General features: G+C 63.5%; 28 protein-coding genes. 13 read left to right on the top strand and 15 right to left on the bottom strand.

Going from position 1 to position 24,466, the window contains the following annotated elements:
* Positions 1-10 precede the first annotated feature (10 nt).
* From NE609_RS00745 to NE609_RS00725, 5 genes are all read right to left on the bottom strand, one after another.
* On the bottom strand, positions 11-643 hold the full coding sequence (locus NE609_RS00745) for a lactate utilization protein (RefSeq protein ID WP_101550937.1): 633 nt from the start codon (positions 641-643) through the stop codon (positions 11-13).
* Positions 644-675: 32 nt separating this feature from the next.
* Positions 676-1,368: an HAD hydrolase-like protein gene (locus tag NE609_RS00740; protein ID WP_172439219.1), complete on the bottom strand. Its 693-nt coding sequence runs from the start codon at positions 1,366-1,368 to the stop codon at positions 676-678.
* Between the two features lie 143 nt (positions 1,369-1,511).
* Positions 1,512-2,297: a YgcG family protein gene (locus NE609_RS00735; protein ID WP_256151392.1), complete on the bottom strand. Its 786-nt coding sequence runs from the start codon at positions 2,295-2,297 to the stop codon at positions 1,512-1,514.
* A gap of 16 nt (positions 2,298-2,313) precedes the next feature.
* Entirely contained in the window at positions 2,314-2,898 is a 585-nt protein-coding gene (locus tag NE609_RS00730) for a LemA family protein (RefSeq protein WP_199724006.1), read from the bottom strand.
* A gap of 98 nt (positions 2,899-2,996) precedes the next feature.
* A complete protein-coding gene (locus tag NE609_RS00725) occupies positions 2,997-3,443 on the bottom strand; it encodes a GNAT family N-acetyltransferase (RefSeq protein WP_256151391.1) in 447 nt (148 codons plus the stop codon).
* A gap of 338 nt (positions 3,444-3,781) precedes the next feature.
* Here NE609_RS00725 and NE609_RS00720 point away from each other — a divergent pair, with 338 nt between their 5' ends.
* The 7 genes from NE609_RS00720 to NE609_RS00690 all read left to right on the top strand — a co-directional run bounded on the left by NE609_RS00720 (position 3,782) and on the right by NE609_RS00690 (position 10,292).
* Positions 3,782-4,051, top strand: coding sequence for a TM1266 family iron-only hydrogenase system putative regulator (locus NE609_RS00720; protein ID WP_121585740.1), 270 nt, complete (start codon positions 3,782-3,784; stop codon positions 4,049-4,051).
* Positions 4,038-5,003 carry a [FeFe] hydrogenase H-cluster radical SAM maturase HydE gene (gene hydE / locus NE609_RS00715; RefSeq protein ID WP_256151390.1) on the top strand — a complete coding sequence of 322 codons (966 nt, stop codon included), beginning with the start codon at positions 4,038-4,040 and terminating at the stop codon, positions 5,001-5,003. The genes NE609_RS00720 and hydE overlap by 14 nt, the downstream gene beginning before the upstream one ends.
* Positions 5,004-5,019: 16 nt before the next feature.
* Entirely contained in the window at positions 5,020-6,432 is a 1,413-nt protein-coding gene (gene hydG, locus NE609_RS00710) for a [FeFe] hydrogenase H-cluster radical SAM maturase HydG (RefSeq protein ID WP_256151389.1), read from the top strand.
* A gap of 73 nt (positions 6,433-6,505) precedes the next feature.
* Positions 6,506-7,699 carry a [FeFe] hydrogenase H-cluster maturation GTPase HydF gene (gene hydF, locus NE609_RS00705; RefSeq protein ID WP_256151388.1) on the top strand — a complete coding sequence of 398 codons (1,194 nt, stop codon included), beginning with the start codon at positions 6,506-6,508 and terminating at the stop codon, positions 7,697-7,699.
* A 239-nt stretch (positions 7,700-7,938) separates the two neighbouring features.
* Positions 7,939-8,748 (top strand): transporter substrate-binding domain-containing protein, encoded by an 810-nt coding sequence (locus NE609_RS00700; RefSeq protein ID WP_256151387.1) that lies wholly within the window; start codon positions 7,939-7,941, stop codon positions 8,746-8,748.
* Positions 8,749-8,796: 48 nt separating this feature from the next.
* Entirely contained in the window at positions 8,797-9,558 is a 762-nt protein-coding gene (locus NE609_RS00695; RefSeq protein ID WP_101550950.1) for an amino acid ABC transporter permease, read from the top strand.
* Positions 9,558-10,292, top strand: coding sequence for an amino acid ABC transporter ATP-binding protein (locus NE609_RS00690; protein WP_101550952.1), 735 nt, complete (start codon positions 9,558-9,560; stop codon positions 10,290-10,292). Before NE609_RS00695 ends, NE609_RS00690 begins: the two co-directional genes overlap by 1 nt.
* Before the next feature lie 49 nt (positions 10,293-10,341).
* On the opposite strand, the gene NE609_RS00685 is transcribed toward NE609_RS00690, so the two are convergent.
* On the bottom strand, positions 10,342-11,823 hold the full coding sequence (locus NE609_RS00685; protein WP_101550954.1) for a DUF1846 domain-containing protein: 1,482 nt from the start codon (positions 11,821-11,823) through the stop codon (positions 10,342-10,344).
* A 183-nt stretch (positions 11,824-12,006) separates the two neighbouring features.
* Here NE609_RS00685 and NE609_RS00680 point away from each other — a divergent pair, with 183 nt between their 5' ends.
* From NE609_RS00680 to NE609_RS00660, 5 genes are all read left to right on the top strand, one after another.
* The gene (locus NE609_RS00680; protein WP_121585745.1) at positions 12,007-13,101 is read left to right on the top strand and encodes a 2-oxoacid:acceptor oxidoreductase family protein; all 1,095 of its coding nucleotides are present in this window, start codon (positions 12,007-12,009) and stop codon (positions 13,099-13,101) included.
* On the top strand, positions 13,101-15,320 hold the full coding sequence (locus NE609_RS00675; protein WP_121585746.1) for a thiamine pyrophosphate-dependent enzyme: 2,220 nt from the start codon (positions 13,101-13,103) through the stop codon (positions 15,318-15,320). The genes NE609_RS00680 and NE609_RS00675 overlap by 1 nt, the downstream gene beginning before the upstream one ends.
* Before the next feature lie 244 nt (positions 15,321-15,564).
* A complete protein-coding gene (locus NE609_RS00670) occupies positions 15,565-16,413 on the top strand; it encodes a pyridoxamine kinase (protein ID WP_121585748.1) in 849 nt (282 codons plus the stop codon).
* Positions 16,414-16,416: 3 nt separating this feature from the next.
* Entirely contained in the window at positions 16,417-16,965 is a 549-nt protein-coding gene (locus NE609_RS00665) for a TIGR04002 family protein (protein WP_256151386.1), read from the top strand.
* Positions 16,965-17,567, top strand: coding sequence for a TIGR04100 family radical SAM protein (locus tag NE609_RS00660; protein ID WP_256151385.1), 603 nt, complete (start codon positions 16,965-16,967; stop codon positions 17,565-17,567). The genes NE609_RS00665 and NE609_RS00660 overlap by 1 nt, the downstream gene beginning before the upstream one ends.
* A gap of 45 nt (positions 17,568-17,612) precedes the next feature.
* Here NE609_RS00660 and NE609_RS00655 read toward each other — a convergent pair whose 3' ends face one another.
* Positions 17,613-17,798 (bottom strand): hypothetical protein, encoded by a 186-nt coding sequence (locus tag NE609_RS00655; protein ID WP_256151384.1) that lies wholly within the window; start codon positions 17,796-17,798, stop codon positions 17,613-17,615.
* A 72-nt stretch (positions 17,799-17,870) separates the two neighbouring features.
* Positions 17,871-18,416, bottom strand: coding sequence for an NADH peroxidase (locus tag NE609_RS00650; RefSeq protein ID WP_121585754.1), 546 nt, complete (start codon positions 18,414-18,416; stop codon positions 17,871-17,873).
* Between the two features lie 242 nt (positions 18,417-18,658).
* Between NE609_RS00650 and NE609_RS00645 the strand changes: the two genes are divergently transcribed.
* Positions 18,659-18,964, top strand: coding sequence for a hypothetical protein (locus NE609_RS00645; RefSeq protein WP_256151383.1), 306 nt, complete (start codon positions 18,659-18,661; stop codon positions 18,962-18,964).
* A gap of 121 nt (positions 18,965-19,085) precedes the next feature.
* Here the strand turns inward: NE609_RS00645 and NE609_RS00640 are convergent, their stop codons facing one another.
* The 7 genes from NE609_RS00640 to lgt all read right to left on the bottom strand — a co-directional run bounded on the left by NE609_RS00640 (position 19,086) and on the right by lgt (position 24,459).
* Positions 19,086-19,958 (bottom strand): YitT family protein, encoded by an 873-nt coding sequence (locus NE609_RS00640; protein ID WP_121585758.1) that lies wholly within the window; start codon positions 19,956-19,958, stop codon positions 19,086-19,088.
* 10 nt (positions 19,959-19,968) lie between these two features.
* Entirely contained in the window at positions 19,969-20,370 is a 402-nt protein-coding gene (locus NE609_RS00635; RefSeq protein WP_256151382.1) for a Mini-ribonuclease 3, read from the bottom strand.
* A 12-nt stretch (positions 20,371-20,382) separates the two neighbouring features.
* Positions 20,383-21,654: a GTPase ObgE gene (obgE, locus tag NE609_RS00630; protein ID WP_256151381.1), complete on the bottom strand. Its 1,272-nt coding sequence runs from the start codon at positions 21,652-21,654 to the stop codon at positions 20,383-20,385.
* A gap of 101 nt (positions 21,655-21,755) precedes the next feature.
* Positions 21,756-22,013, bottom strand: coding sequence for a 50S ribosomal protein L27 (gene rpmA, locus NE609_RS00625; protein ID WP_101550974.1), 258 nt, complete (start codon positions 22,011-22,013; stop codon positions 21,756-21,758).
* A gap of 29 nt (positions 22,014-22,042) precedes the next feature.
* Positions 22,043-22,354 carry a 50S ribosomal protein L21 gene (rplU, locus tag NE609_RS00620; protein ID WP_101550976.1) on the bottom strand — a complete coding sequence of 104 codons (312 nt, stop codon included), beginning with the start codon at positions 22,352-22,354 and terminating at the stop codon, positions 22,043-22,045.
* Positions 22,355-22,493: 139 nt separating this feature from the next.
* Positions 22,494-23,336 carry a bifunctional methylenetetrahydrofolate dehydrogenase/methenyltetrahydrofolate cyclohydrolase FolD gene (gene folD / locus NE609_RS00615; protein WP_121585764.1) on the bottom strand — a complete coding sequence of 281 codons (843 nt, stop codon included), beginning with the start codon at positions 23,334-23,336 and terminating at the stop codon, positions 22,494-22,496.
* Positions 23,317-24,459, bottom strand: coding sequence for a prolipoprotein diacylglyceryl transferase (lgt, locus tag NE609_RS00610; protein WP_121585766.1), 1,143 nt, complete (start codon positions 24,457-24,459; stop codon positions 23,317-23,319). The genes folD and lgt overlap by 20 nt, the downstream gene beginning before the upstream one ends.
* Positions 24,460-24,466: the final 7 nt, after the last annotated feature.

Genomic DNA, 24,466 nt, shown 5'->3' with positions numbered 1-24,466 from the left:
GTTTTTCCGCTCAGTAGCCGAGCTGCTCGCCGACGATGATCACCTTGACGCGGCCCTTCACCTTCTGCTGGGACATCACGACATAGTCGCAGCAGATGCGGTCGTCGCTGTGGCAGTCGCGGCAGATGCCGAGCACCTTGCAGGGGGTGCGCCGGTCGAGGCGGGTCGCGTTGGCGGGCGCGGCGGTGTCCCGCATGCGCACCCGCGCCGCCTCGAGGTCGGGCACGATCTTGTTGTAGCCCACGACGACGATCACGCTTTTGGGGCCGTAGATCATCGCGGCCACGCGGTTGCCGATGCCGTCGACGTTATAGAGCTCCCCCGCCTCGGTGACAGCGTTGCTGCTGCAAAAATAGGTGTCGCAGGAGAACGCCTCCCGCTGGATCTTTTCGGGGTCCGCGCCCTTTGCCTCCCGGTCGAGGCAGCGGTAGGCCCCCGAGCGCAGCAGCTCCTTGATCCCGCTCTCCGCGAGGGTCATCGAACCGCCCCATGAGACCGACTGTCCCTCGGGGCAGAGCTCCTTCACGAGCGCGACCGCCTCCGCGCAGGTCTTGACATAGTAGGCGTCCATCTTGTTGTTTTGCAGATTGCCGATCGTCCGGTTGATCTTTTTTTCGAGTACCGCGCTGACATTTGCGTCCATGCTACCCCTCCGTCCAGCTTGTTGGTCCACTCTTATTTTACCGCGCCCGCCGCCGCATTGCAATCGCCGGGGCCAAAGAAAAAGGGCTCGAGGTCGGCCGGGGACTCCGCCACGTAGCAGCAGCCCAGCTCCTCCGCCTGTTCCGGAAGGAGCCCGAAGCCGTAGGCCGCCCCGACAAAATCGATCCCCGCCGTGATCGCGCCGTCCGCATCGTAGACCGAGTCCCCGATGAGCACGACGCGGGACTTGTCCGTCCAACCGAGCCGGTCGAGCGCGGTTTCGATGATGTCCTTCTTGGTGATCGCGCCTTTCTCGTCGTTACGGTTGCCGATGCAGGTGTCGATCAGGTGGTCGATCCCGAGGTATTCCAGCAGGTGCCGGGCGGTCTTTTCGGGCTTGAGGGTCGCGACGCCCGTTTTGATTCCCCGCTCCCGCAGACGGCCGAGCAGTTCGGGCAGCCCGTCGTACACCTTCGAGAGGTAGCAGCCCCCCGCCTCGTAGTCCTCCCGGAAGAGCCACACCGCCTTTTCCGCGTCCTCGTCCGACATGCCGGTGTAGGTCTTGAGGGAGTAGACGATCGGCGGGCCGATAAACTTGCGCAGGACCTCTTCGCCGGGCACCGGGCGGCCCATCCGCTCGAACATCCGGCCAAGCGACCGGAAGAGGCCGGGCGAGCTGTCCACGAGCGTCCCGTCAAAGTCCCAGAGCACCACCTGATATTTCATCCGCTTCATCCTATCTGCTGCCGCAATATTTTTGATCAGCACCAGTATACCATACGCGCCCCGCCGAAATCAATCGGGGGCGGCGCGCAAAACCGGCCCCGGCATAAGCCGGGGCCGGTTTTCGCATTCTCTTTTTCCGAGTTTCAGAAGCTGCGGCCGGAGCCGCCGCCGCCGAAGCCGCCTCCACCGCCGGAGAAGCCTCCCCCGCCGCCGAAGCCGCCGCCTCCGGAAAACCCGCCTCCGCCGCCGAAGAAGCCCCCGATGAACGGCCCGCCGTGGAAGTCGTCGTCGCCCCAGTGCCGGCGCCCGCGGTGACGGCCGCCTCGCATGAAGAGCATCACGACCGCGATCATGACAAAGAAGACCACGAGCGCCCCGGCGAAGTTTCCCTCGCGGGAATCCTCCCCATAGTCGCGCGGCTCGTAACCGGGCAGCGCCTCGAGACCGTACTCCACCATCGTCTCGGAAAGCAGGGCGCTGTAGAGCTCGCGGGTCCCCGCGTCAAAGTCGCCCGCCTTGTAGCTTTCGAGCGCGTAGGCATCGATCATGCGGCCGACCTTCGCGTCGTTGAGCGCGCCCTCCAGCCCCCGCCCCACCTCGACGCGGATCTCCCCGTCGTCGGGCGCGAGCAGAAGGAGCAGGCCGTTGTCCTTCTCCCCGTCGCCGATGCCCCACTGGCGGCCCACATTCAGCGCGTAGGACGCCGGGTCCTCGCCGTCGAGCGACCGCACCGTCAGGACGACGATCTGCGCGCCCGTCTCCTGTGCGAGGGAGGCGGACTGCTCCATGATATACGCTTTGGTATCCGGCGAAAGCACGCCGGCATAGTCGTTTACAAATAAGTCGCTGGTCGGGCTCGGATAGGCGGCGCCGCAGAGCGCCGCCGCCACAAGCAGGAGCGCCGCGAGAATGGCTGCTGTCTTTTTCATGCCCGTCCCTCTCCGCTTACGCGTCGAAATTCACGTCCGGCGCAGACTGCGCCGACTCGGGCGCGGTGAAGTACTCCGCCTTCTCGAATCCGAACATGCCGGCGACCAGGCGGTTCGGGAAGGTGATGATCCTGCTGTTGTAGCTCTTGACCGCGTCGTTGTAGTCGTTGCGCGCGACCGAGATGCGGTTCTCGGTGCCCGCGAGCTCATCCATCAGCGAGATATACCCCTGGCTCGACTGGATTTCCGGATAGTTCTCCACGACCATCAGCAGCCGGGAGAGCGCGCTGGAGAGATTGTCGTTGGCCGCGGCCAGCTCCTCCATCCCCATGCCCTGCGCGCCCGCCAGCTGCGCGCGCGCCTCGGTGACGCTGTCGATGACCGACTGCTCCTGCGCCGCCAGCCCCTTGACCGTGTTGACGAGGTTGGGGATCAGGTCGGCCCTGCGCTGAAGCTGGGTCTGGATCGCCGCCTGCTGGGTGTCGACGTTTTCGCGCGCCGCGGCGATGCCGTTATACCCCCCGACAAGGGAGACTCCGATGATCACGATGATCGCGAGGACCGCGATCAGGACGACCACGCCGGTAGACATTTTTTTCATCTTATCGTTCCTTTCTTTTGGCCTGCCACCATCCTAGCACAACCCGGCGTCCCGTACAAGCGGGCCGCCCGTGAATTCACGAATCCGTCACAGACCGTTCATTTTCCCAGTTCGCGGACCATCTGGACATAGGGCAGTTCTTCGTAGCCGAGGCGGCCGTAGAGCCTGCGCGCGCCTTCGTTATCCGGCTCCACCTCGAGGCGGAAGCGCGCTGCCTTCCCCGCATAGTATTCGCTGACAAAGGAAAAATACGCGCTGCCGAGCCCCTTCCCCTGGAATTCGGGACGCAGGTAGAGCTCCTCGAGCAGCACGACCATGCCGCCCGCCTCGGTCGACCAGGTGAGGGACACCTGCCCGTAGCCGGCGAGCTTCCCCTCCTGCTCGAGGAGGAAGACGTCCACATAGGGGCTGTCCGAGACCGCCTGCTCGTAGGTGCGTTCAAAAAAATGCGCCGGGACGGGGTGCAGCACGGCCGGCGAATGGTAAAATTCATCGAGCAGCGTGAGAAAATCCGTTTTGTCCTGCGGGGTCAGCTTCCTGATCATGTTATCCATGCTCCTGTTCCTTGATGTTTGGCAACAGTATACCCAATTCCGTCCCTTTTTGCAACTCCGCCCGGACGTCCCCGGCCTCCCTTGCCAATTCCGTCCACCCGTGCTATAATGTTGCCAACGGGAAATATCCGGTACAATTTCATCGCCTGCGTCCAAGGGGGCTCCCGCGGATCAAGGCTTTTCAGGCAAATCGTTCTAAAGCGCGCGGGTTCGGCCCGGCGGAGAAGGCGGTGGTATTTTTGTGCTGCAAACGCGGCGCCGCGCCTTTGGGGACGCGGCGCTTTTTTTGGCGGCGGAGACGCGGCCGCTTCGGAAAGGAAGGCTGACGGATGGAAACAAGAATCGCCCTGATCGGCATCATCGTGGAGGACATGCGGGCGGCGGACCGGCTCAACGCCATCCTGCACGAATTCGCGGGCTGCATCGTCGGACGGATGGGCATCCCCTACCACGCGAAAAACGTCAGCATCATCAGCGTGGTCGTCGACGCGCCAAACAACGTGATCAGTTCCCTTTCGGGCAAGCTCGGGATGCTCCCCGGCGTCAGCATCAAGACGGTCTATTCCAAGGCAGGAGGTCCCCCGCATGACGCTGAATGACACGGTTTCCGGGCTGGCAGGGCTTTTGGCTTTACAGGACTTCTCCCCCGTCTACCGCGAGGCCGACCGGGTCCGTCGGGAGGCGGTCGGGGACGTGGTGCACATCCGCGCCATCCTCGAATTTTCCAACCACTGCAGGCGGCAGTGCCGCTACTGCGGGCTCAACAGCAGGAACACGGCCTGCGACCGCTACCGCATGACGCCGGAGGAGATGGTCGATTCCGCCCGCGCCGCCTGGGAGGCGGGCTACAAAACGATCGTGCTTCAGTCGGGCGAGGACCCGTTTTTTACCTCCGCGCTGCTCGGGGAGATCATTCGGGAGATCAAGCGGACGGGACTGGCGGTGACGGCGAGCTGCGGCGAGATGCCGCGGGAGGACTACGCGCACCTGCGGGCTTGCGGGGCTGACCGCTACCTTCTAAAGCACGAGACCGCCGACCCCGTCCTCTACGATTCGCTGCACCCCTGCGGCACCCTCTCCGAGCGGATCGCCTGCCTGAAAACCCTCAAGGCCCTCGGGTTTGAGACTGGCAGCGGGTTCATGATCGGGCTGCCCGGCCAGACGAACGAGACGGTCGCGCGCGACCTGCTGCTGCTGCGCGAGATCGGCTGCGACATGGCGGGCATCGGGCCCTTCATCCCCCACCCCGACACGCCGCTGCGGGACCTGCCGCACGGGAGCACCGAACTCACCAAGCGGGCGGTCGCGCTCGCGCGGCTGCTGCTGCCGAAGGCGAACCTGCCCGCCACCACCTCCCTCGGGGTGATCGACGGGAAGGAAAAAAACGACGTCTTCTCCTGCGGGGCAAACGTCATCATGCGCAAGGTGACGCCCGACGCCTACAAGCAGAAATATGAAATCTATCCCGCCGCGCTCGGGCATACCGATATCAAGGCCGAGCGCGCCGAGCTGGAAAATATGATCCTCGGTCTGGGAAAAATACCGCAGTAAGAAAGGTTGAATGAAAATGTACAATCCGAAGTCGAAGGTCGCTACCGAATTCATCGACGACGCTGAGATCAGGGAGACGCTCGCGTACGCCGAACAGAACAAGGCGAATTTCCCCCTCATCGATCAGATCCTGGAGAAGGCCGCGACGCTGAAGGGCCTCTCCCACCGCGAGGCGGCGGTGCTGCTCGAATGTGAAGACCCCGCCTACATAAAAAAAATCTACGCGCTCGCGATGGACATCAAGAAGAAGAACTACGGCAACCGCATCGTCATGTTCGCCCCCCTCTACCTCTCCAACTACTGCGTCAACGAGTGCCGCTACTGCCCTTACCACCACCACAACAAGCACATCGCCCGCAAGCAGCTCTCCCAGGAGGACATCGTGCGGGAGGTCGTCGCGCTCCAGGACATGGGCCACAAGCGCCTCGCGCTCGAGACGGGCGAGGACCCCGTCAACTGCCCGATCGAATACGTGCTCGAGAGCATCGGGACGATCTACGGCATCAAGCACAAAAACGGCGCGATCCGCCGCGTGAACGTCAACATCGCCGCCACGACGGTCGAAAACTACCGCCGCCTCAAGGAGGCGGGTATCGGGACGTATATCCTCTTCCAGGAGACCTATAATAAAGAGTCCTACGAATACCTGCATCCGGCGGGGCCGAAGAGCAACTACGCCTACCACACCGAGGCGATGGACCGCGCCATGGAGGGCGGCATCGACGACGTGGGCTGCGGCGTGCTCTTTGGGCTCAACCTCTATAAATACGACTTCGTCGGCCTGCTCATGCACGCCGAGCATCTCGAGGCGGTCTTCGGCGTCGGCCCGCACACGATCAGCGTGCCCCGCGTGCGCACCGCCGACGACATCGACCCCGACGAGTTCAACAACGCCATCTCGGACGAGATCTTCCAGAAGATCGTCGCCGTGCTGCGCGTCGCCGTCCCCTACACCGGCATGATCATCTCGACGCGCGAATCGCAGAGGACCCGTGAAAAGGTGCTGCACCTGGGCATCTCGCAGATCTCCGGCGCCTCCCGCACAAGCGTCGGCGGCTATGCCGAAGCCGAGGAGGAGAACTCCGCCCAGTTCGACGTCAGCGACAACCGCACCCTCGACGAGGTGGTTGGCTGGCTGCTCGACCTCGGCCACATCCCGAGCTTCTGCACCGCCTGCTACCGTGAGGGACGCACCGGCGACCGGTTCATGACCCTCGTCAAGAACCAGCAGATCGGCAACTGCTGCGATCCCAACGCGCTCATGACCCTCAAGGAGTACCTCGAGGACTACGCCTCCCCCGAGACGAAGGCCAAGGGCGAAAAGATGATCGCGGACACGGTCCCCCTCATCCCGAACGAGAAGGTCCGCCGCCTCACCGTGGAGCACCTGGCGGACATCGCCGCGGGCAAGCGCGATTTTCGGTTCTGACCGGGCAGCCCGCCCCCGCCAATGGCGCCGGGGACGGACACGAAACCGCATCATATAAAAGGAGTGCCATTCCATGAGCCTGACAACAACCCCCAGCGCCAACCGGCTGCACATCGGCATCTTTGGCAAGCGCAACAGCGGCAAATCCTCCCTTATCAACGCGATCACCAACCAGGACACCGCCCTCACCTCCGAGGTCGCGGGCACGACGACCGACCCCGTCTACAAGGCGATGGAGATCCACGGCATCGGGCCCTGCATGCTGATCGACACCGCCGGCTTCGACGACGAGGGGGAGCTCGGCGCGCTGCGCGTCCGGCGCACGCGCGACGCGCTCGAAAAGACCGACGTGGCGATCGTCGTCTTCTGCGAGGCGGACGTCTCGCTGGAGGCCGACTGGATCGGGGCGCTGCAGGAACGCGGCACGCCGGTCGTCGCCGTCATCAACAAGGCCGATCTGCTCGGCAACGTCTCCGAGATCGCCAGGGCGATCCATGACGCGTTCTCCCTCTTCCCCATCGTCGTCTCCGCAAAGGAGCGCACCGGCGTCAAGGACGTGATCGAGGCGGTCATCCGCCAGCTGCCCGAGGATTACGAAAAAAAGAGCATCACCGCCGGGCTCGTCGGCGAGGGGGACGTCGTCCTGCTCGTCATGCCGCAGGACATTCAGGCGCCCAAGGGCCGCCTCATCCTGCCACAGGTACAGACGATCCGCGACCTGCTCGACAACCGCTGCGTCGTGCTGTCGGTCACGGCCGACAAGCTCGACGAGGGCCTCGCGGCCCTGCGGGAGCCGCCCTGCCTCATCATCACCGACTCGCAGGTCTTCCCCGCCGTCTACCAGAAAAAGCCGCCCGAAAGCCTGCTCACCTCCTTTTCGGTGCTGATGGCGGCCGTCAAGGGGGACATCGCCTCCTTCGTCGAGGGGGCCGCCGCGATCGACGCGCTCACCCCCGATTCCCGCGTGCTCATCGCCGAGGCGTGCACCCACGCCCCCCTCGAAGAGGACATCGGGCGCGTCAAGCTCCCCCACCTGCTGCGCAGGCGGGTGGGTGAGGCCCTCGCCGTCGACGTGGTCAGCGGCCCCGACTTCCCGGAGGATCTCAGCGGTTACAATCTGATCATCCACTGCGGCGCCTGCATGTTCAACCGCCGCTACGTCCTCTCCCGCATCGAACGGGCCCGCGCGGCGGGGGTCCCGATCACCAACTACGGGGTCGCGCTCGCCAAGCTCGGCGGCATCCTCGACAAGATCAGCTACCGCTGAATCGCAACCGTGCAGCATCCTGCAAAAGGCCGCCGAAGGCGGCCTTTTTCTGCACGGATATTTGCATTTTTCCCCTCCGCAGCCGGTAAATTTGGGCGGATTCTGCAAGACTTTCCTGGAAAAGATGCAAATGGGCCCAAATCCCCTTGACTTTACCGCTCTGATTGCATAAACTGTATCTCAAAGGCTTAGCGCCTTTTCTTGTGCTGCAAGAATGTTTAATATGGGAGAGGATTAAAATGAAAAGAGTACTTGCTCTCGTTTTGGCGACCCTGATGCTGCTCGCGGCCGCGGGCTGCGGCTCCAAGCCCGCCGAGGAGAAGACCTTCACGATCGGAATGGAGTGCGCCTACGCCCCCTTCAACTGGACCCAGCTCGAAAAGACCGACACCGCCGTCGACATCGGGAACGCCTCCTACGCGGACGGCTACGACGTCGTCATGGGCAAATACATCGCCGAGAAGCTCGGCCGCACCCTGGTCATCAAGCCGATCGCCTGGGAGGGCCTCGAGCCCGCCGTCAACAACGGCGAGATCGACGCGATCATCGCGGGCATGACCGCCACCCCCGAGCGGAAACAGAACGTCGACTTCACCACCCCCTACTATGAGAGCAAAATGGTCGTCATCGTCCGCAAGGACAGCGACCTGGCCGGCATCACCGACATCCAGCAGCTCTCCGGCCGCAAGGTCCAGGGCCAGCTCAACACCATCTACGACGACGTCATCGATCAGATCGACGGGGTCGACCACGTCACCCCGCTCGCGACCTACCCGCTGATGGTCGTCGCGCTCCAGAACGGCGAGGTCGACGCGCTGACCGCCGAGCTGCCCGTGGCGGTCGGCGTCACCAGCAGCAACTCCGATTTGACCTACGTCGAGTTCGACGCGGACAAGGGCTTTGAGGCCGACACCTCCGTTTCGATCGCGGTCAAGAAGGGCAACACCGAGCTGCTCGACGAGATCCAGAAGGCGCTCGACAGCATCACCGAGGAGACCCGCCAGCAGTGGATGATCGAAGCGACCGGGCGCCAGCCCGCGCAGGAATGATCCACGGCGCACGCCGTCCGAAAGTACGAAAGATAGGATCGTGTGACCATGTTTGCATCTGCAATTGATATCGCCGTCAAATACTGGCCGATGTTCTGGGCCGGCATCAAGACGACCCTGCTTCTGTCCATCACCGGCACCGTCATCGGTCTGCTGATCGGCCTGGTCGTCGGCAGCGTGCGGTCGGTCTGCTCCAAAAGCGAGTCGCGGGATTCCGGCGTCGCCAAGGCGGTCAAAAAGATCGTCTATTTCATCACCTGCGTCTATGTGGAGTTCTTCCGCGGCACCCCGATGATGGTGCAGGCGGTCTTCCTCTACTACGGCCTCAAGCCGGTCTTCAACTGGGACACCACCGTCGCCGGCATCTGCATCATCTCGATCAACACCGGCGCCTACATGGCGGAGATCCTGCGCTCCGGACTCCAGTCGGTCGACGTCGGCCAGACCGAGGCCGCGCGCAGCATCGGCATGACCCCCGCGCAGACGATGTTCCACGTCGTGCTGCCGCAGGGCGTCAAAAACGCCTTCCCCGCCATCGGCAACGAGTTCGTCGTCAACATCAAGGACTCCTCGGTGCTCAACGCCATCTCGGTGACCGAGCTGTTCTTCCAGTCCAACAAGATCGCGGGCAGCATCTTCAAGTTCACCGACACCTTCCTCGTGACCGCGCTGGTCTATCTGGTGCTCACCTTTACGACCACCCGCATCCTGCGCGCGATCGAAATCCGTATGCACCGCCCGCCCTCCAGCTATCCGACCTCGCAGACGGTGCCCGAGGCGCGCATCAAACCGGAAGGAGGGGCGCAGTGATGGAACACATCGTGGAGATCAAAAACCTCAAAAAGCACTTTGGCGAGCTGCGCGTCCTCGACGACATCAACTTCCACATCGACAAGGGGGACGTGATCACCGTTATCGGCTCGTCCGGCAGCGGCAAGTCCACCCTGCTCCGGTGCATCAACCTGCTTGAGATCCCCGACGACGGCGAGATCCTCCTCCACGGCAAGGACATCCTCAAGGGGGAGCTCGACGTCAACAAGCACCGCGCCAAGGTCGGCATGGTCTTCCAGTCCTTCAACCTCTTCAACAACATGAGCGTGCTGAAGAACTGCATGATCGGCCAGATGACCGTGCTGAAGCGCAGCAAGGAGGAGAGCCAGAAGAAGGCGGAGCAGCTGCTCGCCACGGTGGGCATGTCCAGCTTCATCGGCGCCTCCCCCGCCCAGCTCTCGGGCGGCCAGCGGCAGCGCGTCGCGATCGCGCGGGCGCTCTGCATGGACCCGGAGGTCCTCCTCTTCGACGAGCCGACCTCCGCGCTCGATCCCGAGATGGTCGGCGGCGTGCTCGCGGTCATGAAGGATCTGGCCAAGTCGGGCCTCACGATGATCGTCGTCACCCACGAGATGGGCTTCGCCCGCGAGGTCTCCTCCCGCGTCGTCTTCATGGACAGCGGCATCATCCTCGAGGAGGGCCCGCCCGAGCAGATTTTCACCGCCCCAAAAAACGAGCGCACGCGGGAGTTCCTCTCGCGCTACCTCGCATAGAAAAAACGGATCAAAAAGGCCGCCGGAAATGCCGGCGGCCTTTTTTCGTTTATTTGTGATAGAGCTTTTTGGTCTGGTACTGCGGTTCGCAGGTGAGGTTGAGCCCCAGCTTGCGGAAGGTGTCCCCGTCCACGTGGGAGAGGATGACCGTCGAGTGCGCCTCGCAGCCGCGCAGCTTCTGGAGCTGGCGCATCGCGAGCTCCGCCGTCGGGTTGGTCGCCGCGCAGATCGACAGCGCGACGAGGATCTCGTCGGTGTGGAGCCGCGGGTTGTGGTTGCCGAGGTGCTTGGTCTTGAGGTTCTGGATCGGCTCGATGATGATCGGCGAAATCAGGTGGATGTCGTGCTGGATGCCGCCGAGCGCCTTGAGGGCGTTGAGCAGCACCGCCGCCGACGCGCCGAGCAGGGCCGAGGTCTTGCCCGTGACGATGCGGCCGTCCGCGAGCTGGATGGAGGCGGCGGGCATCCCCGTCTCCTCCGCCTTTTTCAGCGCCGGGGCGATCACCGGGCGGTCGGAGGTCGACACCCCCGCCTGGTTCATGAGCAGCTCCACCTTGTAGACCATGTCCGCGTCGGCGAGGCCCTGGCGCTGCTCGCAGAGCACGCTGTAATAGCGGCGGATGATCTCCTGCCGGGCGGCCGCGCAGACCACCCCGTCGTCGGTGATGCAGCTGCCCACCATGTTGACGCCCATGTCCGTCGGGGATTTGTAGGGGGAGACGCCCGCGAGCTTCTCGAAGATCGACCGGAGGACGGGGAACACCTCCACGTCGCGGTTGTAGTTGACCGTGGTGACCCCGTAAGCCTCGAGGTGGAAGGGGTCGATCATATTGACGTCGTTGAGGTCGGCGGTCGCCGCCTCGTAGGCGAGGTTGACCGGATGCTTGAGCGGCAGATTCCAGATCGGGAAGGTCTCAAACTTCGCGTAACCGGCCTTCACGCCGCGCTTGTATTCGTGGTAGAGCTGGGAGAGGCAGGTCGCCATCTTCCCGCTGCCCGGGCCGGGCGCGGTGACGACCACGAGCGAACGGCTCGTTTCGATGTATTCGTTTTTGCCGTAGCCCTCGTCGCTGACGATGAGGGGCACGTTGGAGGGATAGCCCGCGATCGGGTAGTGTCGGTAGACCTTGACGCCGAGGCTCTCCATCCGCTTCTGGAAGGCGTCGGCCGCGGGCTGGGCGCTGTACTGGGAGATCACCACGCTGCCCACGTAGAGTCCGATGCTGCGGAACGCGTCGATCAGGCGGAGCACGTCGAGGTCGTAGGTGATGCCCAGGTCGCCGCGCAGCTTGTTCTTTTCGATGTCCGAGGCGTTGATGACGATGACGATCTCCACCTCGTCCTTGAGCTCGAGCAGCATCTTCACCTTGCTGTCCGGCCGGAAGCCCGGCAGCACGCGGGACGCGTGGTAGTCGTCGAACAGCTTGCCGCCGAATTCGAGGTACAGCTTGCCGCCGAACTGCGCGATCCGTTCGAGGATGCGCTCCGACTGTGTGCGCAGGTATTTTTCGTTGTCAAAACCCAGCTCCATAAATCTCCAACCTCCACAAAACTTACCGCTCTCCATTATACTCAATTCCCGGGGATTTTACAAGAAAGTTCGCCAATTTTTCTGTATTTTCATCCCGCAGCGGGGATTCCTTCCCCACCGATACATACTTTCGGGAAAGAGGCAAATAATGTAACCATCCCTGCAAACGAATGGAGTGAGCAAATGAACGAAAAGACGGTTCTTCCGGTCAAAAACGACTACGGCTATTACGAGATCCGGCTGGAAAGCATCGGCGGGCTGGGCGCCAACCTCTGCGGAAAGATGCTCGGCGAGCTCGGCGCGGTCTACCTGGGGCTCAACTCCGCGTCCTTTTCGAGCTACGGCTCGGAAAAACGCGGTTCCCCCGTCAAGGCCTTCATCCGCTGGTGCGAGCAGGACATGGACCTGCGCGTCAACAGCCCCATCGAATCCCCCCACATCCTCGGGCTCTTCCACGAGGCGATGGCGGGCAAGCTGCCGGTGACGGCGGGCGTCACCGAGGAGACGCGCGTGATCGTCAATACCGGCGCCTCCCCCGACGAGATGCGCGAGCGGCTCAAGCTGCACGCCGGCGAGCTCACCTGCGTCGACGCGCAGAAGATCGCCATGGACTGCAAGTCGCGCGTCAACATGGTCATGCTCGGCGCGATCGTCAAGGCCTCCGGCTTCATCCCGCTCGACGCGGCGCTCTCCCTCGCGCGCGAGACGATCGGCAAAAAGTACCCCGCCCTCTGCGAGCAGAACCTCGAGGGCATCCGCCGCGGCTACGCCGAGGGCGTCTCCCGCCAGTTCTCCGACGACGGCCGCTTCCCCGCCGTCCCCTACACCGAGGCGCGCGACAAATGGGGCTACCGGAACGCGCCGCTCGGCGGCGTGAACCCCCGGTTCGGCAGTTCCGTGTCCAACGACCTGTCCGCCTCCCGCGAGGGGTATATCCCCCTCTTCATCCAGGAGAAGTGCATCAACTGCGGGCTGTGCGACACCACCTGCCCCGACATGGTCTTCCAGTTCCAGCCCGGCGAGTACAAGGGCCGCAAGGCGATGGTCAACACCGGGCTCGACTACCACCACTGCAAGGGCTGCCTGCGGTGCGTCGACGTCTGCCCGACCGAGGCGCTCGTCGCCGGGCTCGAGCGCGAGCATCCGGACAAGAAGTGGTTCGTCCGCAACAAGGACCTCATCGTCGACCGGATGGAGTTCGAGGACGCGGGGCCCAACTCGTGGGTGACGAGCGAGAGCTTCCTCAATGAAAAACGTGTGGACGGAGGGGTTGTGTGATGAAAAAACAGCGGGTGCTTTTCGACAGCGGTAACGAACTGGCGGCCTACGCCGCCAAGCAGATCAACTACCATGTGATGGGCTACTACCCCATCACCCCCTCCACCCAGATCGCCGAATTCCTCGACCAGATGAAGGCGGACGGCGAGCACGACATCTCGCTGATCGCCGCCGAGGGCGAGCACAGCGCCGCCGGGATCTGCTACGGCGCGTCGACGGGCGGCGGGCGCGTCTTCAACGCGACCTCCGCCAACGGCCTGCTCTACGCGCTCGAGGAGCTGCCCGTCCAGTCGGGCACGCGCTTCCCGATGGTCATGAACGTCGCCTGTCGCACCGTCTCGGGGCCGCTGTCGATCAAGGGGGACCACAGCGACATCATGTATACCCTCAACACCGGCTGGGTCATCCTCTTCGCCAACTCCCCGCAGGCGGTCTACGACTTCAACATCTGCGCGCTGAAGCTCGCCGAGCGGGTGAAGCTGCCCGTCATCGTCGCGTTCGACGGCTTCTTTACGAGCCATCAGAAGCGCCGCTGCGAGGTGTTCGAGGAGGATTCCGACGTGCAGGCGTTCGTCGGGAAATACGACGCGCCCTACAGCGCCCTCGACCTCGCGCATCCCGTCTCGATCGGCTCCTATATGAACGAGCCGGACATCATCAACAACAAGTTCCAGCTCCACCTCGCGATGGAGCAGGCGCGCGAGGCGATTCCCGAGATCTTCGCGGAATATGAAAAGCTCTCCGGCCGTGCCTATTGCCGAACCGAAAGCTACCTCGCGGACGACGCGGAGGTGCTGCTCTTCCTGCTCGGCTCGAGCTACCACACCGCCAAGGTCGCGGCCGACCGCTTCCGCGCGCAGGGCAAAAAGGTGGGCGTCTTCACGACCAACGTGCTGCGCCCCTTCCCCGGCGGGGAGCTCGCCGCGATCTGTAAAAACGCCAAAACCGTGCTCGTCGGCGACCGGCAGGACAGCTACGGCGCAGAAGGCGGCAACATGAGCCTCGAAATCCGCGCCGCGCTCCAGCGCGCGGGCGTTTCCGCGCGGGTGCTCAGCCGCGTCTACGGCCTCGGGGGGCTCGACTTCTACGTCGAGGACGCCGAACGGATGATCGAAAGCTGCTATGACGCGAAAGCCCCCGCCTTCGACTATCTCGGCAGCTATCCGGGCGAGCAGGTGGACAACCAGCAGTATTTCGCGCCGATCACCGAGGAGGCCGCCTCCCCCGGGCTCACCACCTGCGTCTTTGAGGACGGCAAGGCCGTCGTCAGGGGCGGGCGCGTCAACGAGACGACCGCGATGCCTAAGCGCCTCGCCCCCGGCCACGGCGCCTGCCCCGGCTGCGGCATCCCCGTCAACGTGAACCTCCTGCTACGCGGCATCGAGGGCAACGTCGTGCTGCTCTTCCAGACCGGCTGCGGCATGGTCGTCACGACCGCCTACCCCAAGACCTCCTTCCGCGTCCCCTACGTGCACAACCTCTTCCAGAACGGCGCGGCGACCCTCGCCGGACTCGTCGAGATGTGCCGCCAGCGGCAGAAGCGGGGCGAGCTGCCCGAGGGGGAGATCACCTTCGTCATGGTGAGCGGCGACGGCGGCATGGACATCGGCATGGGCTCCGCCATCGGCACCGCGCTGCGCAACAATCACCTCATCCTCTTCGAGTACGACAACGGCGGCTATATGAATACCGGCTATCAGCTCTCCTATTCGACGCCGATGGGCGCGAAGAGCTCGACCTCCCACGTCGGCCCCAACCAGTACGGCAAAAACTTCTTCCACAAGGACACGCCGATGATCATGGCGGCCACCAACATCCCCTATGTCGCGACGGTCGCCGAATGCAACCCGGCCGACTTCCTCAAGAAGGCCGCGAAGGCGAAGGCCTACGCCGCCGAGCACGGCATGGCCTACCTCAAGGCGCTCTCCGCCTGCCCGCTCAACTGGGGCGACAAGCCGAACACCGAACGCCGGGTCATCCAGGCGGGCGTCGACTGCTGCTACTTCCCCCTCTACGAGATCGAGCGAGGAATCACCAAAATCACCTACGACCCCGAGGCGGCCGGCAAGAAGCTCCCCGCCGCCGACTGGCTGGGGATGATGGGGCGCACCAAACACCTCATGAACGAGCGGTACGCCGACGTCGTGCAGGCCATCCAGAACGAGATCGACCACCGCTGGCTGCGCCTCAAGGCGCGCAACGACTGTGAACTGCTCTAGTTTCTACCAATCGCACGAAGGGCGGCGGGTTTCCCGCCGCCCTTTTTGTGCAGTTTTGCCATGCCGCTTTCCGGGCGCGGCCGCGGCGTCTGAATTCCCGTGAGATTCCACAAATTTGTCATGTATAAGCACGCCAAAAAAGTGCGGTTTTCACAGTCCCGCCGGGACGGCGCGGCATTGCCGCGCCGTTTCCCTTTTGCGTCCGCCTGCGGTATGATGGAACCAGTGAAAAGGAGGCGGAGGCATGGCGGTTCCAAAGGTGGCGGCGATCCACGATCTTTCCGGGCTGGGGAAATGCTCGCTGACAGCGGCGGTCCCCGTTTTATCCGCGATGGGGGTGCAGGCGTGTCCCCTGCCCACGGCGGTGCTCAGCAACCAGACGGGCTTTCCCAGCTACGCATGCGTCGACCTGTCGCGGCACCTCGACGCCTTTACCCGCGAGTGGGAAAAGCGCGGCGTCCGTTTCGACGGCGTCTACACCGGCTTTCTCTGCGGGGCGCGGCAGGTCCGGATGGTCGAGCGGTTCCTCGACCGGTTCTACCTGCCTGGGACGCTGCTGCTCGTCGACCCGGTGCTCGGCGACAACGGCAAGCTCTACCCCGTCTTCGGCAGGACGATGTGCGACTCCCTCAAATCCCTCGTCGCGCGCGCCGACGTCATCACTCCCAACCTCACCGAGGCCTGCATTCTGGCGGACGGCGACTATGCGTCCGTCGCGCGGGCACAAAGCCTCGAGCCGGTGTGGGAGCTGGCCGAGCGGCTCGCCGGCATGGGGCCGCGCACGGTGATCGTCACCGGCGTGCACCGGGGGGATCTGATCTGCAACGCGGGCTTCGACGCGCGGACGGGCAGGCGCTTCTCGGTGGGCAACCGCAGCGTCGGCAGCGGACGCAGCTTTTCAGGCACCGGGGACCTGCTTGCCTCGGTCCTCTGCGGCGGGCTGGTGCGCGGCGAAACGGCGGAGGCCGCGCTGGAAAAGGCGGCCCGCCTGCTCGAGGCCGCGATCTCCGACGCGGAGGCCGACGGAACCGATCCCAACGAAGGCGTCCCCTTTGAAAACCATCTCGACCTGCTGATCGGAAAGGAAGGATAAACGATGACAAGTCCGAATTCGGCGGCCCTGAGCCGCAGATCCTATAAGCTGCTGACCGCCAGTGCGATGTTCGCGGCGATGATCACGCTGACCACCGCCTACCTCTTCCACATTCCCGTCGGCGTCAACGGCGGCTACATCCACTTCGGCGACGCCTTCATCTATCTGGCGGCCGGCCTGCTCCCGATGCCCTACGCCTGCGCGGCGGCGGCGATCGGCGGGGGGCTCGCGGATTTCGTCTCGGGCGTCCCGGTCTGGGTGATCCCCACGATGATCATCAAGCCCCTCACCGCCGTCTGGTTCACGGCGAAATCCCCAAAGCTCCTCTGCGGGCGCAACCTGCTCGCCCTGCTGCTCGCGGGGATCGTCTCCAACGCCGGCTATTACGTCGCCGAGGCCCTCTTCTCGGGCAACTGGCTCGCGCCGCTCGTCACCCTGTGGGGGGGCGTCGTCCAGTCGGGCGGGAGCGCGGTCGTCTTCCTGCTCGCGGCGTTCGCGCTCGACAGGTTGAATGTGAAAGAACAGCTTGGACTTTACAGGGGGAACGAGTGATGGAAGATATCCTTTATGTATACGGCGACAGCCTCTACGTCAACCTGACCAACAAATGCCCCTGCCGGTGCACCTTCTGCATCCGTTCCCAAAAGGAGGGGCTCGGCACGGCCGAAAGCCTCTGGCTCGACCACGACCCCACCACCGAAGAGGTCATCGCGGCCTTTGGGGATTACGACCTCTCCGCCTATCAGGAGGTCATCTTCTGCGGGTACGGCGAGCCGATGTGCGCGCTCGACACCCTGCTCGCCGTCTGCCGGTACCTGCGCGGCGTGGGCGGCGTTAAGATCCGCGTCAACACGAACGGCCTGGGCGACCTCATCCACGGCAAACCCACCGCCCCCCTGCTCGAGGGGCTCGTGGACACCGTATCGGTCAGTCTCAACACCTCCGACGCGGAAAAATACAACGCCGTCTGCCGCCCCTCCTTCGGGCCCGCGGCCTACGACGCGATGTTACAGTTCGCCGTGGACTGCAAGCGGTACGTCCCCGCCGTCAAATTTTCGATCGTCGACGTCATCCCCCCCGACGAGATTGAAATCTGCAAGCAGACGGCCGCGCGGCTGGGCATCCCGCTGCGCATCCGGCATTTTTCCGACTAGAAACGCAGAAAAAGGCGGCCTCCGGTTCCCGGAGGCCGCCTTTTTTCAGCGTCGGGTGTTCGGTCCGAGCGCTTCCTTCTTGACGTTGTGATGCTGGTTCTGGTTGGCCGCGTGATGGTTGCTCTCCGGCCGGATCCCTTCGTTCTGCGCCTCGACCCGCTCGGCGGGGCCGTCGGGCAGCTTTGCCTTCTTTGCCAACGGAGATTCCTCCCTCTCAGGATTTCTTTCCATTAGGATTCCTCCGCCGGCCCCGGATATACGAATAAAAGCGGCGGGAATCCCGCCGCTTTTATGTTTATGCCGTTACTTGAAATAGCGGTTGAGCAGGCCCTGGAAGCCGCAGCCGTGGCGCGCCTCGTCCTTGCACATCTCGTGGACGGTGTCGTGGATCGCGTCGAGGCCGAGTTCCTTGGCGCGGGTGGCGAGCTTCTTCTTACCCTCGCAGGCGCCGTTCTCGGCGGCCACGCGCAGCTCGAGGTTCTTCTTGGTGTCCGCGAAGACGACCTCGCCAAGCAGCTCGGCGAATTTCGCGGCGTGCTCCGCCTCTTCGTAGGCGGCCCTCTCATAGTAGAGGCCGATCTCGGGGTAGCCCTCGCGGTGCGCCTGACGCGCCATCGCCAGATACATGCCGACCTCGGAGCATTCGCCGGTGAAGTTCATGCGCAGACCCTCAACGATCTCCGGGTCCACGCCGGCCGCGACGCCGACACGGTGCTCATCGGCCCAGGTCAGGGAATCGGTCTTCTGCTCCTCGAACTTGGAAGCGGGCGCCTTGCACTGCGGGCAAAACTCCGGCGGGGTGTCCCCCTCATGAACATATCCACAAATGGTGCAAACAAACTTTTTCATCGTCATATCCTCCTGTCAATTTCGATTTCAAGTGCGGTTTTCTTAACCCTGGTTAACTATACCACAACAGTATAGTTAAGTCAAGCCTTTTTGGAAAATTCCAGAGAAAATGATAACAAATCTTTCTGAATATATTTCCGTTTCCGTGTAAACTTTTTTCCAACCTGTCGGGCATTTTCTGCCATTGCCGATCATTGCATGGAATAAACCGTCCGAATTTTCGAATAATAAGAGTACATTAATTGAAAAGAGGTGAAATGACCATGGCGAAGAACAACAACCGTTCCGAACAGAACAGCCTGAGAAACGAGCAGAACAATTCTTCCAATCGTTTCAGCAACGAGCAGAACAATTCTTCCAACCGTTTCAGCAACGAGCAGAACAACTCCTCCAACCGTTTCAGCAACGAGCAGAACAACTCTTCCAACCGCTTCAGCAACGAGCAGAACAACTCTTCCAACCGCTTCAGCAACGAGCAGAACAGCTCCTCCAACAACAACCAGAAATCCTCCCAGGCGAAGAAGAACCGTAACGAGCTGTCCGACTAAGGCCATTTCGTCTGATAGAGCGCCGAAAGCCCCCGGATATTCCGCCACGCGCGGCAGATCCGGGGGCTTTCCCTCGCCGTTTTTCAAAAAGGACCGGCCGCGCGTGCGGCCGGCCCTCTTTTTATCCGGTGATCGGCTTGAAGCCCAGCCCGATCACCTCGGTGGAATCGGTCACGATGATGAAGGCCGCTGGGTCGACCTCGTGGATGATCTTCTTGAGCGGATGGTACTGCTGGCGGCGCACTGCCACGAGCAGGACCTGCGCGTCGCTCTGTGTGAACGCCCCGGTCGACTTGAGAAGGGTGCAGCCTCGTTCCAGCTCCGCCATCACCCGCTTGGCGATCGTCTGGGAGTCCCGCGACATGACGTAGATGAGCTTCCCGGTATCCATGCCGTAAAGGATTCCGTCGATCACCTTGGAGGCGGTGAAGACTGCCACCATGCCGTAGAGAGCCGTTTCGATGCGCCCGAAGACCGCCGCCGAAATGAGGATGACCACCACGTCAATCGACATCAGGATCCTGCCGAGCGGGATATAGGGATACCGGAGCTGGAGCACCCGGGAGACGATATCGCTGCCGCCCGTCGTGGAGCCGCGCAGGAAGACGACCGCCATCCCCGCGCCCATGAGCACGCCGCCGAAGAGCGCGGCAAGCAGCGGGTCGCCCGTGTAGGCGGGCAGCGGCGCGGCGGCGTAGTCGATCATGACGGACAGAACGACCACCGTCTTGAGGGTGCGCAGGGCGAACCGCCTGCCGAGGAACCGGAGCCCGACCAGCAGCAGCGGAATATTGATGAAGAAGGACCAGACGCCGATTGGGACCCGCGTCAGGTAGTTGAGTACCACCGCAAGGCCGCTCACGCCGCCCGGCGCGATCTGGTTGGGGGCGATAAACATCTGCATCCCCACGGCGAAGGCAAAGCTGCCCACCCCGTCGAAGGCGAGCTCCACCAGCAGTTCCCACAGCGTTTTGCGCAGTCCCGCTCTCTCCAACGCGATCCCCCTACCCTTCCGCCGCGGCGCAGGCCAGGTCGAAAAGCTCCCCGATGCGCTCCGTCTCGCCCTTGAGATAGAGATAGCCGAAGAGCGCCTCCACGCCGGTGGCGCGGCGGTAATCGGCGAGCGCCGCGTGCTTGGGGGAACTGGTGGCGTTGGCGTTGCGCCCGCGCTTGTAGACGGCGAGCTCCTCCTCGGTGAGCGCGCCGGAGATGCGCTCGAACGCGTCCGACTGGGCCGCCGCGTTGACGAGCTTCACCGCCTTGCGGTGCATGTCGTTGACGGGGCAGTTGCCCTCCGCTACGACCCGCTGGCGCACGCACAGCTCATAGACCGCGTCCCCCAGAAAGGCGAGGGTCAGCGGGCTTAAGAGCTTCGGGTTCTGTTCCTGCAGTTTCAAATCGAGCATAAAAGCCGTCCTTTATCTGATGTATTCAAACTCAAAATTGAGGATGCTGACCGTGTCGCCCTCCTGGATGCCCATCTCCTCGAGCCTGTCGATGATGCCGCTCTGGCGCAGCACCCGCTGGAAATACTGGAGACTCTCGTAGTCGTCCATATCCACCATGCCGAGCGCGGGCATCAGCCAGTCCGCCTCGACGATGTAGACGCCGTCCTCCACATGAATGTCGAAGACGTTGCGGGCGAGCCGCTCCCGCTCCTCGAGCGGGACATGGTCGACCTCGTATTCCCTGATGGGAGGCAGGGTGTCGAGCTTCTGCGAGATCGCGTAGACGAGCGGTTCGATCCCCTCCCCGATCGGCGCGCAGATCTCATAGAAGGGATATCCCTTTTCCTCGATGTAGCCGCGGAAGGCCGCGAGTTGTTCGGGGGAGGCCATGTCGGTCTTGTTGGCGGCGACGATCTGCGGACGGGTGGCGAGCTCGGGATTGAACTTTTCAAGCTCGGCGTTGATCGACTCGAAGTCGCCGACGGGATCACGGCCCTCCGAGCCGGACACGTCGACGACGTGCACGATCAGACGGCAACGGTCGACGTGGCGCAGGAACTCGTGCCCGAGCCCGACCCCCTCGCTGGCCCCCTCGATAAGGCCGGGGATGTCCGCCATGACGAACGATTTGCCCTCCGCCACCTTGACGACGCCGAGTACCGGCGTGAGGGTGGTGAAGTGGTAATTGGCGATCTCCGGCCTGGCGGCCGACACCATCGAAAGCAGGGTCGACTTGCCCACGTTCGGGAAGCCCACCAAACCCACGTCGGCCAGCAGCTTGAGCTCCAGCTCGACCTCGTACTCCTCGCCGGGCAGCCCCGGCTTGGAGAAGCGGGGGCACTGACGCGTCGGGGTGGCAAAGTGGCTGTTGCCCCAGCCGCCCTTGCCGCCGCGCGCGACCACCGCGGGTTCCTCCCCCGACAGGTCGGCCATAACCCGTCCCGAGGCCGCGTCCCGCACGACGGTCCCGCGCGGCACGCGGATGACGAGATCGGGCGCGTTTCTGCCGCTGCGGCGGCCTCCGCCGCCCGGCGAGCCGTTTTCCGCGAAGAAGCGGCGCTTGTACTTGAAGTCCACGAGCGTGGACAGGTTGGTGTCCGCCTGGAACACGACGTTTCCGCCGCGCCCGCCGTCCCCGCCGTCGGGTCCGCCCGCCGCGACATATTTTTCCCGGTGGAACGCCACGGCGCCGTTGCCGCCGTCCCCCGCCCTGATGCGGATCTTGACCTTGTCTACAAACATGCTTTTACTCCTGTCTTCGGTCCGGGTGTGATGGATTTAGGATGCCCCAATAAAGAACAAAAATCCCGAGTGTTTCCACTCGGGACTTGCTGCAAAAATGATTACTGGACAGGAACGATCGAGACCTTCTTGCGGTCGCGACCGAGGCGCTCGAATTTCACTTTCCCGTCGCTCAGGGCGAAGAGGGTGTCGTCGGAGCCCCTGCCGACGTTGGTGCCCGGATGGATATGAGTGCCCCTCTGGCGGACGAGGATGTTGCCGGCAAGCACGAACTGGCCGTCAGCACGCTTCACGCCAAGGCGTTTGGATTCGGAATCGCGTCCGTTCTTGGTAGAACCTACACCTTTTTTATGTGCCATTTAAAACACCTCTGCTTTCCTTTCTACGATTAAGCCTTGATCGACTGGATTTCGACCTTCGTATACGGCTGGCGGTGGCCCAGCTTGCGGGCGGAGCCCTTCTTCGGACGATAGGTGAAGACGGTGATCTTCTTGGCCTTGCCGTTCCTGAGCACCTTGCCGGTCACGGTCGCGCCCGCCACGGTGGGGGCTCCGACGACCACGCCGTCGTCCTTGCCGACTGCGAGGACCTGGTCGAAATTCACGGTTGCGTCAACCTCGGCGTCGAGCTTCTCGATAAAAACAACATCGCCTTCAGAAACGCGATACTGCTTTCCGCCTGTGCAAATGACTGCGTACATTCTGTTTCCTCATTTCAATAGACTCGCTGCGGTCAGGCGGCGTATGGGCGCACTTATAGCCTGAAACATGCGGCAAGTGATATTCTAGCATACCGGGGCTCCCATGTCAAGGGACGAGAGGTATTTTCAGGCGTTTCTCTCACTTTTTGGCGGCGGTGATGGTATTCCTCATCAGCATCGTGATCGTCATGGGGCCGACGCCGCCGGGCACCGGCGTGATCGCGCCCGCGACCTCGGCGACCTCCGCAAAGTCGACGTCGCCGCACAGCTTGCCGTTCTCGTCGCGGTTCATGCCCACGTCGATGACGACCGCGCCGGGCTTCACCATGTCGGCGGTGACGAACTTCGCCCTGCCGACCGCGACGACGAGGATGTCGGCGCGCCGGGTGACGGAGGGCAGGTCGGCGGTGCGGCTGTGACAGATCGTGACGGTGCCGTGCTGGTGGAGCAGGAGCATGGCCATCGGCTTGCCGACGATGTTGCTGCGCCCCACGACGACGCACTCCCTGCCCTTCACCTCTATGCCGGTCGATTTGATCAGCTCCATGATGCCCGCCGGAGTGCAGGGCAAAAACTTGTAGTCGCCGATCATGATCTTTCCGACGTTGACGGCGGAAAACGCGTCCACGTCCTTGTCGGGCGAGATCGCCTCGATGACCGCCTTCTCGTCGAGGTGGGCGGGCAGCGGGAGCTGCACGAGGATGCCGTCGATATCCGGCTTTTTGTTGAGTTTATCCACGAGCGCGAGCAGCTCCTCCTGCGTCGTCTCCGCGGGCAGCGCGTACTCCTCCGAGTGGAGCCCCAGCTCCTCGCACGCCTTCTTCTTGTTGCGCACGTAGACCTTGGACGCGGGGTCGTCCCCCACGATCACCACGGCGAGCCCCGGCGTGATGCCGTCCTCCGCCAGCGCGGCGACCTCCTCCTTGAGCTGCTCGCGCAGCGCGGCGCTTACCGCCTTTCCATCAATCAGCTTTGCCTGCATCTTCATCGTCCTCCCCATCGGTCGTCTCGGGTTCCTCGTTTTCCTCGGGCGTGTCCCCCGCCGGTCCCCCGGCGGACGCCGCCTCTTCGGACGCGTCCGCGCCCGTCTCCAAAGGTTCCGGAGAAACGGGTTCCTCCCCCGCTCCCGAAGGCTCCGACGGTTCGGGCGCCTTCGCCTCCGCCTGCTGATAGAAGGTCCCGGCCAGCACGGCCTGTCCCTCCTCGGTATCCACATAGAGCTTCAGATAATCGGGATCCCCCGCGTGCGCGCGGATGCGCCCGCGCACCCAGACCTCGACCGCCAGCGCGGCGATCACAAGGACGACCGCCAGCGCCTGCGACACCCGGACGCTCCCCCACATGAGGCTGTCGGTCCGGAGGCCCTCGATGACGGCGCGGCCCGCGCCGTACCACGCGGCATAGACGAGGGCCAGCTCGCCGTCGAACCGGCGGCGTTTGGCATACCACGCGATGAACAGAAACCCGAGCAGGCACCAGGCCGACTCGTAGAAGAAGGTCGGGTGCACCGGAAGCGACGGGTCGACGACCACCCCCTGCGCGGCGAGCGCCGCCTGGTGGCTCGCGAGGTATTGCCGGACCGCCGGGCCCGCCATCCCCCAGGGAGCGGTGGTGTTGGAGCCGAATGCCTCAATGTTGACAAAGTTGCCCCACCGGCCGATCGACTGCGCGAGGATGAGCCCGCCGACCGCGAGGTCGGCCATGGGCAGGAACTTCACCTTCCGCCAGCGGCAGATGAGGTAGCCCACGAGAAATCCGCCGATCACGCCGCCGTAGATGGCGATGCCGCCCTTCCAGAGGTAGAAGACGCTGATCGGGTCGTCCGCGTAGATCTCCCAGCTGAAGATCACGTAGTAGAGGCGCGCGCCGACGATCCCGCCGATGACCGCGCCGATGATGACGTCGAGCACCCGGTCGGCGTCGAGGCCGAAGGTGCGGGTGCGCTTCAGGATATAGAGGATCGCGAGCAGGAACCCCGCCGCGATGATGACGCCGTACCAGCGGATCGGCCAGTCGATGCCGGGGATCGTAAAGGCGGTCTGGTTGATCTCGAACTCCCCGATGCCAAGCCCCGGGAAGGAGACCGCGTGCCTGTAAAAGTCCATGCTGTCA

This window comes from Anaerotruncus sp. DFI.9.16 (assembly GCF_024461615.1).
GTDB lineage: Bacteria > Bacillota > Clostridia > Oscillospirales > Ruminococcaceae > Anaerotruncus > Anaerotruncus massiliensis.
The sequence above is the reverse complement of the archived record's forward strand: the minus strand, read 5'-3'. Positions and strand labels throughout refer to the sequence as shown.